The sequence below is a fragment of the Muricauda brasiliensis genome (assembly GCF_003057865.1).
Lineage (GTDB): Bacteria > Bacteroidota > Bacteroidia > Flavobacteriales > Flavobacteriaceae > Flagellimonas > Flagellimonas chongwuensis.
Genome location: NZ_QBTW01000005.1, coordinates 109,005 through 121,855, shown reverse-complemented (window position 1 = coordinate 121,855; position 12,851 = coordinate 109,005). Strand labels below are relative to the sequence as shown.

Annotated in this window: 9 protein-coding genes; 5 read left to right on the top strand and 4 right to left on the bottom strand. The window is 43.4% G+C overall.

The genetic code is table 11. The features are described 5' to 3' along the window. Positions 1–97: 97 nt before the first annotated feature. The gene (gene proS, locus DCK90_RS04370) at positions 98–1,573 is read right to left on the bottom strand and encodes a proline--tRNA ligase (protein ID WP_108244970.1); all 1,476 of its coding nucleotides are present in this window, start codon (positions 1,571–1,573) and stop codon (positions 98–100) included. Positions 1,574–1,667: 94 nt separating this feature from the next. Between proS and DCK90_RS04365 the strand changes: the two genes are divergently transcribed. Continuing rightward, entirely contained in the window at positions 1,668–2,948 is a 1,281-nt protein-coding gene (locus tag DCK90_RS04365) for a hypothetical protein (protein ID WP_234414625.1), read from the top strand. 37 nt (positions 2,949–2,985) lie between these two features. Further along, a complete protein-coding gene (locus DCK90_RS04360) occupies positions 2,986–4,488 on the top strand; it encodes an OmpP1/FadL family transporter (RefSeq protein ID WP_108244969.1) in 1,503 nt (500 codons plus the stop codon). Between the two features lie 54 nt (positions 4,489–4,542). Here the strand turns inward: DCK90_RS04360 and DCK90_RS04355 are convergent, their stop codons facing one another. Together DCK90_RS04355 and DCK90_RS04350 are read right to left on the bottom strand one after the other, a co-directional pair. After that, on the bottom strand, positions 4,543–5,985 hold the full coding sequence (locus DCK90_RS04355; protein WP_108244968.1) for a T9SS type B sorting domain-containing protein: 1,443 nt from the start codon (positions 5,983–5,985) through the stop codon (positions 4,543–4,545). A gap of 112 nt (positions 5,986–6,097) precedes the next feature. Then, positions 6,098–7,900, bottom strand: a complete 1,803-nt coding sequence (locus DCK90_RS04350) for a T9SS type B sorting domain-containing protein (protein ID WP_108244967.1) — start codon at positions 7,898–7,900, stop codon at positions 6,098–6,100. 133 nt (positions 7,901–8,033) lie between these two features. On the opposite strand from DCK90_RS04350, the gene folE reads away from it, so the two are divergent. Further along, positions 8,034–8,714, top strand: coding sequence for a GTP cyclohydrolase I FolE (gene folE, locus DCK90_RS04345; protein ID WP_108244966.1), 681 nt, complete (start codon positions 8,034–8,036; stop codon positions 8,712–8,714). Positions 8,715–8,729: 15 nt separating this feature from the next. Continuing rightward, complete coding sequence (gene cysS, locus DCK90_RS04340) at positions 8,730–10,211, top strand: cysteine--tRNA ligase (RefSeq protein ID WP_108244965.1); 1,482 nt, start codon at positions 8,730–8,732, stop codon at positions 10,209–10,211. Here cysS and DCK90_RS04335 read toward each other — a convergent pair. Continuing rightward, positions 10,208–11,116: an AraC family transcriptional regulator gene (locus DCK90_RS04335; RefSeq protein WP_108244964.1), complete on the bottom strand. Its 909-nt coding sequence runs from the start codon at positions 11,114–11,116 to the stop codon at positions 10,208–10,210. The genes cysS and DCK90_RS04335 overlap by 4 nt on opposite strands. A gap of 211 nt (positions 11,117–11,327) precedes the next feature. On the opposite strand from DCK90_RS04335, the gene exaC reads away from it, so the two are divergent. Continuing rightward, the gene (gene exaC / locus DCK90_RS04330; protein WP_108244963.1) at positions 11,328–12,851 is read left to right on the top strand and encodes an acetaldehyde dehydrogenase ExaC; all 1,524 of its coding nucleotides are present in this window, start codon (positions 11,328–11,330) and stop codon (positions 12,849–12,851) included.

Below are 12,851 nucleotides of genomic sequence, written 5' to 3'. Positions count from 1 at the left end.
CCTAGACGAACGGGCCATTATGCTTGCATAATTGCGGATGCAAAAATACAACTATTTTTAAGTCTTGCAACAGTATTTTTTATTTTTTGCAAGCTCTTTAATATGCCTTTGCAAACAACACCCTTTTATGGGACGGTTTTCCGGTTATCATACACTTACCCTCTTCCTCCTTTGCATCCAATGGAATACAGCGAATAGTGGCTTTGGTCTCTTCTTTTATCTTATCCTCGGTTTCAGTGGAACCATCCCAATGTGCGGAAACAAAACCTCCTTTTTCCTCGATAACCTTTTTAAAATCATCATAGGAATCAACCTCTGTAATATGTCCCTTCCTATAATCCAACGCCTTGTTAAAGATATTTTCTTGGATTTCATCCATAAGGGCAACTACTTTATCCACTACTTCCTCGGCCTTTACGATTTCTTTGGACAAGGTGTCCCTACGGGCCACCTCAAAAGTGCCATTGGCCAAGTCACGCTGACCAACAGCCAAACGAACCGGAACCCCCTTCAACTCATACTCATTAAATTTAAAGCCTGGTTTATGGGTGTCACGGGTATCATATTTCACGGTAATGCCTTTATCACGCAGTTGCTTCACCAAAGGCTCCACTTTTTCAGAAATGGCATCCAACTGCTCCAATCCTTTATAAATGGGCACGATTACCACTTGAATCGGTGCAAGTTGAGGCGGAAGTACTAATCCGTTATCATCACTATGGGTCATCACTAAAGCACCCATCAATCTCGTGGAAACACCCCAAGACGTGGCCCAAACATAATCTTGCCCCCCTTCTTTATTGGCGAACTTTACATCGAAAGCCTTTGCAAAATTCTGACCTAAAAAGTGGGATGTTCCGGCCTGCAATGCCTTACCGTCCTGCATCAACGCTTCGATACAATAGGTCTCTTCAGCACCCGCAAAACGTTCGCTTTCGGTCTTGGTTCCTTTGATTACGGGAACACCCATATATTTTTCGGCGAAGTCGGCATATACGTTCATCATAAGCTCGGCCTCTTCAATCGCCTCTTCTCGGGTCGCGTGAGCGGTGTGGCCTTCCTGCCATAAAAATTCGGCAGTCCGCAAAAAAAGACGGGTCCGCATTTCCCAACGAACCACGTTGGCCCACTGATTTACTTTTAAAGGTAGATCACGATAGGATTGAATCCATCTTCTATATGTATCCCAAATGATTGTTTCCGAAGTTGGTCTCACAATAAGCTCCTCCTCCAATTTGGCATCCTCATCCACTACTATACCGCTTCCATCCTCGGCATTTTTCAAACGGTAATGGGTAACCACGGCACACTCCTTGGCAAAACCCTCTACATGACTTGCTTCCTTGCTCAAATATGATTTCGGAATGAACAATGGAAAATAAGCATTTTCATGACCTGTTTCTTTGAACATTTTGTCCAATTGCGCCTGCATCTTTTCCCAAATAGCGTATCCGTACGGCTTTATCACCATACAACCCCTAACTCCCGAGTTCTCAGCCAAATCCGACTTTACCACGAGTTCGTTATACCATTTAGAATAATCCTCTGCTCTGCTCGTTAAATTTTTACCCATCAATTGTAGTTTGGCACAAAACTTGCGACTTTATTAATAAAATGATTGGGTAAAACTAATTATTTTTAGTATGTTCAACAATAAAAATTGCGCCATGTTAAAGTCTTTACTCCACAATAATTTACGAACCCCGGCCATATTGATGGTCAGTGCCATTTTTGTGGCCTCCTGTGGTTCCTATCAACAAGCTTCTTATTATGATGACGGCATCTATTCCTCCAACGACCGCGTTGTTGGTGTTGAAAAGAGAAATGCCCAAGGCATGAGAATTGAAGAGCAGGAAAGCAATATGTACGGAGAGTACTTCGGTGACCGCGCAAACGAAATTGGCGAAGTATTGGATAGTGAAGTTTTCACCGATATAGACAGCTATTCCAGTCAGGATCAGAACGATTCAATTCCTTACGGAGAACAGACCGATTATTTCGCATACAACAATAATTATAACGGAAACCCAGGATGGGGAGACAATCCTTCCAGTATATCCATCAACGTTTACGACAACAGCTGGGGCTGGGGCGGTTATGGATGGGGATGGAACGATTCATGGCTTTGGAATGCCGGCTGGGGATGGAACTCTGCTTACTACGGTTGGGGCTGGGGATGGAACAATCCTTGGAGATATAATCGTTGGGGCTGGGGCGGATACTACGGCTGGGGACACCCATACAATGGCTGGGGCTGGGCCGGCAACTATGGTTGGGGCGGATACTACGGCTGGGGTGGATACTACGGCAACTACTGGGGCCGTCCGTATTACAACCGTGGCTATTATGGCAGAAACTACGCCTACATGTCAGGACGAAGAGGATACACTTCCCGTATACCTGGTACCGCTATAACATCTAGGTCTGGATATTCCAGTAGGTTTAGAAATAACAGTGGACGCTCCAATGGAACCGTTTCCAGAAGTAATGGTTTGGCCAATAGAAGAAGTACCAATGGCTACAGCAATAGGTCCAACGTAAGAAGGTCCATAAGCGCCGATGCTGCTTCTAGAAACCAAAATTACAGAACAAGTAGAAGTACTCGTACTTCACCTAGTTACAATGGAAGTTCTAGAACATACCGTTCCTATAATAGCTCTCCTACCACAAGGAGTAGTGGAACCTACAATAGAAGTTCCAGAAGCTATCAATCCAGAAGTGCTGCACCGAGCAGAAGTTACAACCGTTCTTCTAGCGGATCTAGTTCTAGAAGCTATCGCAGTAGCGGTTCGTCTAGGAGCAGTAGGTCAAGCGGAAGCTACCGTAGTTCCGGAAGCAGTTCCAGGAGCTCTGGGGTGAGTAGATCATCCGGAGGAGGATCAAGATCATCTGGCGCATCTCGCTCATCAGGTGGTAGTAGAGGTGGCCGAGGTGGCGGCAGACCATAATCCAACAATCAATATTGATTAATCTAAATCAGAATAAATGAAAAGAATCTCAACTTTCATAATGGTATTGGCATGCACTTTTGCAAGTGCTCAGACCATTGATGATGTTATACGCTACAGCACGGAAAACCTACAGGGAACTGCAAGGTTTCAAGCTATGGGCGGTGCATTTGGAGCTTTGGGCGGTGATCTATCTGCCCTGAACGTTAACCCTGCCGGTTCCGCAGTATTCAATTTTAGCGAGATCTCGATTACAGGGTCCAACTATCATAGGAAAAACGATGCCCTTTATGGCAACACCACAAGAAATTCCACGGACAATTCATTGGATTTTAACCAAATCGGCGGTGTTTTTGTGTGGAATTCAGCCACAGATAGCCCATGGAAAAAAATTGCACTAGCGGTTAATTATGATTTGGTCGAGAACTTCGACAATCAATTGGTCGTTTCTGGAAACAGCAATGTCGGAATCGACAATTATTTTCTAAATTTTGCAGATGGTGAACCTTTGGGTCCGCTACGCACCCAGCAAGGCGAGTATATTGAAGATGCTTATTTGGATATCGGTGCCAATCTAGGGTACTCCGCCCAACAGGCATTTCTTGGGTTTCAGGCCGGCATTATTGAACCCGTTGAAGATGATGACCAAAACACTTCTTATTTTTCAAACGCGCAATACGGCAGCGTAAACCAAAGATATGTTCGGAACACTTCCGGCTACAACAGCAAATTCACATTGAATTTTGCCAGCCAGTACAAGGAAGACCTTTATCTTGGGGCATCTCTAAATTTTCATAGCGTGCTCTACGACAGGGTGAGCTATTTGGACGAAGAAGGTTATGATACCGAATCAGATATACAGAGCATCTCTTTTGATAATTTATTGCATACTGAAGGCTACGGTTTCTCCTTTAGCTTAGGAGCCATTGCAAAGGTAAACCAAACAGTTCGGGTCGGAGCTAGTTATCAATCCCCAACATGGTACACCTTAACGGATGATACATCGCAACGTATCAACTCAAATTTAGCGGTTACGGATATTGATTTCATCAACTTTACCATTGTAAACCTATATGACGAATACAAGATAAAAACTCCCGAAAAGTATACGGGTAGTGTTGCTTTGGTTTTTGGACAGGATGGACTCATCAGCTTTGATTACTCTTACCAAGATATGTCCAAAGCCGAACTCAGACCAACTTCCGATCCTAGCTTTGCTGCTGAAAATGATTTTATCTCCGATACACTTGGCGCTGTGAACTCCTTCCGTGTAGGTGGTGAGTACCGAATCGACCAAGTTAGCCTAAGAGGAGGTTATCGATATGACCAAAGCCCATACGAGGATACGGATTTTGTGGGAGACCTGAACGGTTTTTCTGCTGGTATAGGTTACAATTTTGGCGCAAGCCGATTGGATTTGGCCTACAGCCGTACTGAGCAAGACGTGAATTCCTATTTGTTTGATGGTGGTATCGACAGCGCGGCCCTTATCAATAGAATAAACACAAATATATCTTTAGGATACACCCTTAAGTTTTAAAGGTCTAAAAAAGAGAAAAATACGAGGCTGGAAGAAATTCCGGCCTTTTTTATATTATCGAACCAAAGAAAAATGCCTGCGAACTGACTTGGCCACGATTAAGCCATCCTCATCTCGCCCGTATTCCAAACGGAACCAATAATCGGATGACGGCATATCCCTACCATTAAACGTACCATCCCATCCAACGCTCACATTCATCTGCTTTAACAGCTTTCCATAACGGTCAAAAATATACACCACAGGATTATTCAATTCCTCCACTCCATAAACGGTCCAATTATCGTGGGCACCATCACTATTGGGCGTAAAGAACTTTGGGTAACCCACCACTAAAAACTCGATGGGCTCGGTGGTACCACAACCATTTTTATCGTTGATGACAACGGTATTGATGCCCGGAGGAACATCCTCAAAAACAGGGTCGTCCTGAAACTCACCCCCATTGATCGCATATTCATAATTCCCATCACCGACAGGAACAATCTCCACATTGTACGGGTCGGTCTGGTCACTGTTCACCAAATCATCGATGACCACAACTTCATCCAATTCTGGCACACCGTAAAAGGTAATTAGGATATCATCGGTAATCGTGGTACCGAACGTAGATTCGATAGTAACCCGATAGCGACCAGAATTTGGACTGGAAACGGTCAGTTCTGTCTCACCTGCACCTGAGGCCAATACAGTTTCATACGTTCCGTCATCCTCAGCGTCCAGTTCCCAAATTATATTGGAAATACTTGGTCCAACCGGAGAATTTAAAGCGGACAAGGTAATATCCGGGTCGCCCTCACAGGCCACAATATCAAACCCTAAAAATTCATCTCGCAGGGTACAGTCCAAAGCATTGTCCTGATCTTCATCTACGGAAGACCCGGTAAAAGTCAACATGAAAGACTCAGGCTCTTCATCAAAATTGGTATTGTAGTTATTGATATACAGGTAGTAAATCTCTCCCTGCCTAACATTCAACCATTCGTCGTACGTATTCTGGCTGGACTTAACGAAGGGAGCACCTTCCCGCCCATCAACAGGGTTTACCCCTATCCCCGTAAAACCGGTATCGTTGTATTCATAATTACATCTAATGGGCTGTGCGCTGCCATCTCCGACTATGGTACAGAAATTATCATTGGAAGTTTCATCAAAAGGACCGTAAACTGCAAAATCCCATTCCGAAGTAATCGGACTACCGGGCGTTACGGGAAGTGCCTCGATATCAAAACCGATTTGCCCGTCCGTACCTGCCCTAAAAACATACCAGCCTGTATTGTTCTCAATATTGGCAGAGCTCACACTCCCCTTCTCCAAACAGCCTGTCTGGGTAATTATCTCCGGGTCAAAATCATCGATATCCCCACTGCCATCAGTGGTTCCCAGGATAGGCGCATCGGCACAGACAGGTATTGCTGTCCTACAATCTGGTGAGTTTTGCGCGCTAACCGCCTGAAATAGAAAGAAGCAACAGATAGCGCTAAATAGGGCTCTCATAGAATTTTGGGGCTAATGGTTATTCTACTTACAACCCTTATAACTCCATTAACCCTACCTTTAGTATTTTTTATCGAAGAAATTTGCTGTTAATCGACCAATAACCCTCTTATCATCGTCTCAGAGAAAAATGACTTTGGATATGCTTGGCAAAGGTTCGATTGCCATTATCATCGATATAGGACAATTTGAACCAATAATCCGTGGATGGCAATGGTTTGCCCTGAAAACTACCGTCCCATCCGGGGTCAAATTCGTTCATTTGCTTGATGAGCTTACCATATCTATCATAAATTGTCACAATGGGAGAGTTCAAGGTAGATAATCCCTCGATTTGCCACGTCTCGTTCATTACATCTCCATTCGGCGAAAAAATCGCCAAATATCCAACCACCACAATATCTTCTTCAACTATACCACACCCATACGGGTCTTGCATTTGCACGGTATGAACACCAGGAGCCACACCTTGAAAAACATTACTAACCTGAAAATCATCACCATCCAAACTGTATTCATACATACCATCGTTCTCCGTATTGATGGTTACCGTATTGTTTGCGCTCAAATCCTCGATATCCACACTGGAAATTTGCGGCATCCTAGAAACTTCCACAAACACGGTTCGGCTGGTTTCACAAAGAGTTCCGTTGGATTGATTGGTCACCGTTAACGTATATTGACCACTTTCGGAAACTATCAAGGATGGTTCTTCTTCACCGGTACTCCATTGATAGGTATAATTTGGATTTGGGCTGATTTCTCCTATTTCCAGACTTCCGACCGACTCACAAATTACAGCCTGGTCCGAAAAACTTAGAATCGGAGTTTCAATCGCATTCAAAGTAAAGCTTTGGGAAGCATCATAACATTCCGGGTTTGCCAAAGAGGTGGTCCTAACAAATAGGGTTTCCATACCGCCCATTGGGATATACTGTTTTTCCAGCGGACGAACTCCTAAATCAGCATCCGCTTGGGAACTGTGGTAACTCACAATAAAATTTTCGGGGTCCATACCATTCAATGCCTCGGAATTTTTACCGTTCAAACCAAATACCATATCGGTTTCTTGACAAAAGGTTTCATCGGTCAGCATACCTGTAACAGGCACTTCATTGAACCCAACTTGGACATCGCTCACTATATTTTCGACGGATGTGGTCACAACCACACGGTACTGGCCAGTATTTTGAACATGGTACGTAGCAGCATTGGCACCGGCAATAAGTTGATATCCGCTTCCTGTATCGCTATACCATTCATAATTAATGGCGCTAGAAGTGGTAGCGTCCAAGGTTACATTATCGCCCTCACAAGCTGCAATCGGCGGTCCCAGTAAATTGTTTATAATGGTGCAATCCAATGCACTATTGGGATGATCCACCCAAATATTTCCCGTAAACTGAATGGAGAATCCAGAATTTACATTACTGAAGTTATTGATAAAAAGGTAATAGTCCTCGCCAGCCTCGACTTGGAGCCAATCCTCATAGTGGACCGAATCCAAATCCCCTGTCGGGTCTTCTCCAACCCCTATAAAACTGGTGTTTTCACTGTTATCAAAAAAATTACAGCGAACGGGTTCACCCAGATTATTGCAATCCGATGCCCGATAAAGGGCAAAATCCCAATCTTCATCACTGCTATGTCCAATATTAAAGCCCAACTGCCCCGCTTCCGCAGTTCTAAAACGATACCATGCAGAATTGGATTCTATGGCTCCCGTAGTAGTCTGTTCCAAACAACCGCTAGAGGCCGCTCCATTAAAATCATCCGTGCCATAACCATTGGTTCCACCATTAATCGGGGTATTGCTACAAATAGGCACCGCGTCGGCACAGTCTGGCACAACTTGGGCGTGTGCAGAATGGCAAATCAATAGAACTAATAAGGTCTTCAAAAAGGTTTTCAACATAAAAGACTGTACGTTTGGGCATTATAAAAGTACCGTGGTGTTAGGGTTAACAATAATTTATGTTGTCAAACCTCGGCAAGCAGATGTTAAATCCCTCATTAATGTATATCTTTGCTCTCCTTAAGCAATAGCTATGAAACTAGAGCAGGCATTGGAAGAACAATATGAAGAAAGAGGAAACGACCATGTAGGTTCCTCATCGGACACCCCATTAAGGGATGATGCTTTTGTATTGAGCGACGAAGAAAAAATCGAAAGAATACAAAAAAGCGTAAGGGAAATTATGCTTACCCTTGGCCTTGACTTGGATGATGACAGTTTAAAGGGAACTCCTAAACGCGTAGCGAAAATGTACGTACAGGAAATATTTGGCGGATTGCATCCTGAGCGGAAGCCAAAATCCTCCACTTTTGACAATAAGTACAAGTACGGCGAAATGTTGGTGGAAAAGAACATTGTGGTCTACTCCACTTGTGAGCATCACTTGTTGCCCATCGTTGGACGTGCACACATTGCCTACATTTCTAACGGAACGGTGGTAGGTCTTTCCAAAATGAACCGAGTTGTGGATTATTACGCAAAAAGACCTCAAGTCCAGGAACGTATGAACATCCAAATTGTAAAAGAACTTCAAAAAGTTTTGGGCACCGAAGATGTAGCTTGTGTTATCGATGCCAAGCACCTTTGTGTAAACTCTAGGGGAATTCGAGATATTGACAGTAGCACGGTGACCGCCGAATACGGTGGAAAGTTTAAAGAAGAGGCCACTAGAAGAGAGTTTTTGGATTACATTAACTTGGACACCGAATTTTAAACACCAACCATTTAAATGCAACCTTATAAAGACCAAACCTTAAGAATCCATAATTCACTTACTGGAAAGAAAGACGTATTCGAACCTATAAACGAAGGCCATGTGGGCATGTATGTCTGTGGTCCAACCGTTTACAGCAACGTACACTTGGGTAACTGCCGCACCTTCATGTCTTTCGACATGATTTTCCGATACTTCAAATATCTGGGATATAAGGTGCGTTACGTTCGCAATATTACGGATGCCGGACACTTGGAAAACGATGCGGATGAAGGCGAGGATAAAATTGCAAAAAAAGCAAAACTGGAGCAGATTGAACCTATGGAAGTGGTGCAGCGATACACCGTTGATTTCCATAACACCCTGCAACTGTTCAATTTGTTACCGCCCAGTATAGAGCCGACCGCCACAGGCCACATTATAGAACAGATAGAAATCATAAAGGAAATCCTTGAAAAAGGATTGGCTTACGAGGCCAATGGTTCTGTTTATTTTGATGTGATCAAATTCAACGAAGATCACGACTACGGTAAATTGAGCGGCAGAAAGTTGGAAGATATGATCGCCAACACCCGCGAGCTTACCGCACAGGACGAAAAGAGAAATCCACAGGATTTCGCCCTTTGGAAAAAAGCGGAACCCCAGCACATTATGCGTTGGCCATCCCCTTGGGGTGATGGTTTCCCGGGATGGCACTTGGAGTGTACCGCAATGAGTACCAAATACTTGGGTGAAACATTTGACATCCACGGTGGAGGAATGGACCTTAAGTTCCCGCACCACGAATGTGAAATTGCACAAGCAGAGGCCAGCACCGGAAAATCTCCCGTAAACTATTGGATGCATGCCAATATGTTGACCTTGAACGGTAAAAAAATGTCCAAATCCACGGACAACAATATTTATCCATCTGAGATTTTTAGTGGCGACAACAACATATTGAGCAAGCCATATTCACCTTCCGTGGTTCGCTTTTTTATGATGCAGGCCCACTACACCAGTATTTTGGATTTGAGTGATGATGCCTTGCAAGCATCCGAAAAAGGGTACAGCCGTTTAATGGATGCCCTCGACAGCATCGATAAATTAAAAACAGGTGAAAAGTCCGATTTTGATGTGGCCGCTTGGAAGCAGAAATGCTACGACGCTATGAACGATGACTTCAATACACCTATTTTAATAGCACAATTGTTCGATGCCGTAAAGCACATCAACCTGATCAAGGAAGAAAAGGAAAGTATTTCCGAAGAGGACAAGGAATACCTTGCAAGCTCTCTAAAAGCATTTGTTTATGATGTCCTTGGTATCGAAAATCAAGCTATGTCCAAAGATGATTCCGGCACTCTAAATGGAGTGATGGACTTATTGATTGACATTAGAAACGAAGCTAGGGCCAAAAAAGACTTTGCCACTTCTGATAAAATCAGAGATCAATTGGTGGAACTCGGCATCCAAATAAAAGATGGCAAGGATGGAACTACCTTTAGCGTAAACTAGTGTTTCACAAATTTTGATTGGTACTCTCCCGGCGACACATGGATTTTTCGCTTAAAAAGCCGATTGAAATAAGAACGGTTCTCAAACCCACATTCCATATATATCTCTTTTATTTTCCTATCAGGGTCCTTTAAGAGATTAATAGCCATTTTTATACGCTCGCTGTTGATGTAATCAATCGGTGTGACGCCCAGTTCATCTTTAAAAGTTTTATGGAAATGAGACTCGCTCATATATGCTTTTTTGCTTAACTCCCCTACCGTTAGTGGTTCGTGGAGATGCTGCGAGATATATTCTATTACGTAGGCCAATCGGTTGTTAGAACTTATTTTAGACGCATTCTGGGTATATTTTTCTCGGGTATTTCCCTGCAAGATTCTAATTATCAGCTCTTGGAGCATATTATCCACAAAAAAATCTTTGGAAGGATGGTTCTCCGTGAACAGGTACAGCAAGCGTTGGATAATACCATAAATACTGGCATCATTGGTAAAATGGTAGTTATAATCCATCAAGGCCCATTCCGAACCATCATGCTTGGGCATGGATTCGTTCATTAAATTGATGACCTTATTTATCTTCTCATCGGAAATGGCCATAGCTAAACATCGTGTCGGATTCTCTTCATTGGCTTCCGGAAAGTCGATGCACATGACCTCATTGGAAGGAAGTATCAAAGATTCACCAGGTAGAAAATCAAAGGATTTTTTGTCCCTAAGATGCATCACCTTCTTCCCTATCAACATAGAGGCCAGTACAGGCTGGTCAAATTGAAGGAGTACTTTTTCCGCCTGCAAATGCGTCTCGAACACATGCATTGAGGCATTGTTCAAAGTGTAGGAGGTTTGGTTCTCAACCAAATGCTCGAGTTTTCTTTCCTTATAGAATTTATCCGGCAACCGCATATTGAATACTTACTCCTTAATATATTATACAAATAGTTATTAAATATAAAAAATATGATGTGATATTTTGTTAAAAATATAAAAACAAAGAGGATTGGTCATGTCATTAATAGAATACGTCAGATGTACAGCGTTCAAAATCAATACTTTTAGAATCAGTCACTTGAGCAAAGTGTGAACGAACATAAAATTAACTTTAACAACAAGTATTATGAGCAATGTACAAACTACTGAACGCAGTGTTTTGGAAAAACCAAAGTTCAAAGATCAGTATGAAAATTACATCGGTGGAAAATGGACCCCGCCGACAAAAGGAGAATATTTTGACAACGTTTCCCCAGTAGATGGCAATGCATTCACCAAAATTGCGCGATCCACAGCGGAAGACGTAGACAAAGCCATTGATGCCGCATGGGCAGCAGCTCCGGAGTGGAACAATTCCTCGGCAACATACCGCAGCAACCTTCTTTTAAAGATTGCGGATGTCATGGAGAAAAATTTAGAAGTATTGGCACGCGCCGAAACATGGGACAACGGTAAAGCGTTGCGTGAGACACGTGCCGCGGACATGCCATTGGCAGTAGACCACTTTAGGTACTTTGCAGGTGTAATCCGTGCAGAAGAAGGTTCGGTAAGTGAATTGGATAGCAATACCGTATCCATGAACATTATGGAACCTCTTGGTGTGGTCGGACAAATCATACCTTGGAACTTTCCCATCTTGATGGCCGCCTGGAAACTGGCTCCGGCCTTGGCCGCAGGAAACTGTGTAGTGCTTAAGCCAGCCGAACAAACACCAGTTGGAATCTTGGTACTGATGGAACTGATAGAGGATATACTACCTGCCGGTGTACTCAACATCATTAACGGATTCGGTCTTGAAGCCGGAAAACCTTTGGCATCGAGTTCTCGAATCAAAAAAATCGCCTTTACGGGAGAGACCACTACAGGTCAATTGATCATGCAATATGCATCAAAAAACATCATACCCGTTACCTTAGAGCTAGGCGGTAAATCCCCTAACGTTTTCTTCGAAAGTATTATGGATGCCGATGATGAATTCTTCGACAAATGTTTGGAAGGTGCCGTTATGTTCGCATTGAACCAAGGGGAAGTATGTACCTGTCCATCCAGAATATTGGTTCAGGAAAGTATTTATGACAAATTCATTGAACGTGTTGTAGAGCGCACCAAAGCCATCAAATTAGGGCATCCGCTAGACCCGGAAACTATGATGGGCGCGCAGGCCTCCAATGATCAGTTCGAGAAAATCATGAACTATATCCAAATCGGTAAAGAAGAAGGATGTGAAGTGCTGGCCGGTGGTGAGGCTGCTTACAATGAAGGTCTGGAAGGTGGCTACTACATTCAACCCACCATCTTAAAAGGAAACAATAAGATGCGTGTGTTCCAAGAGGAGATTTTTGGGCCTGTAGTCTGTGTAACCACATTTAAAGATGAAGCTGAAGCTCTGGAAATAGCCAATGACACACTTTATGGATTAGGCGCTGGGGTCTGGACACGCGACATGCACCAAGCCTATAAAATTTCCAGACAAATAGAAGCTGGTAGGGTTTGGGTAAACTGCTATCACAACTATCCTGCACATGCACCGTTCGGCGGGTATAAAAAGTCGGGTATCGGTAGAGAGAATCATAAAATGATGCTCAGCCATTACACCCAGACCAAAAACATGCTGATTTCCTACGACAAGAACAAATTGGGCTTTTTCTAG

What these genes read in the sequence shown, in the direction of transcription:
- proS (WP_108244970.1), bottom strand. Translation starts at nt 1,573, where the DNA reads ATGGGTAAAAATTTAACGAGCAGAGCAGAGGATTATTCTAAATGGTAT.
- DCK90_RS04365 (WP_234414625.1), top strand. Translation starts at nt 1,668, where the DNA reads ATGTTAAAGTCTTTACTCCACAATAATTTACGAACCCCGGCCATATTG.
- DCK90_RS04360 (WP_108244969.1), top strand. Translation starts at nt 2,986, where the DNA reads ATGAAAAGAATCTCAACTTTCATAATGGTATTGGCATGCACTTTTGCA.
- DCK90_RS04355 (WP_108244968.1), bottom strand. Translation starts at nt 5,985, where the DNA reads ATGAGAGCCCTATTTAGCGCTATCTGTTGCTTCTTTCTATTTCAGGCG.
- DCK90_RS04350 (WP_108244967.1), bottom strand. Translation starts at nt 7,900, where the DNA reads ATGTTGAAAACCTTTTTGAAGACCTTATTAGTTCTATTGATTTGCCAT.
- folE (WP_108244966.1), top strand. Translation starts at nt 8,034, where the DNA reads ATGAAACTAGAGCAGGCATTGGAAGAACAATATGAAGAAAGAGGAAAC.
- cysS (WP_108244965.1), top strand. Translation starts at nt 8,730, where the DNA reads ATGCAACCTTATAAAGACCAAACCTTAAGAATCCATAATTCACTTACT.
- DCK90_RS04335 (WP_108244964.1), bottom strand. Translation starts at nt 11,116, where the DNA reads ATGCGGTTGCCGGATAAATTCTATAAGGAAAGAAAACTCGAGCATTTG.
- exaC (WP_108244963.1), top strand. Translation starts at nt 11,328, where the DNA reads ATGAGCAATGTACAAACTACTGAACGCAGTGTTTTGGAAAAACCAAAG.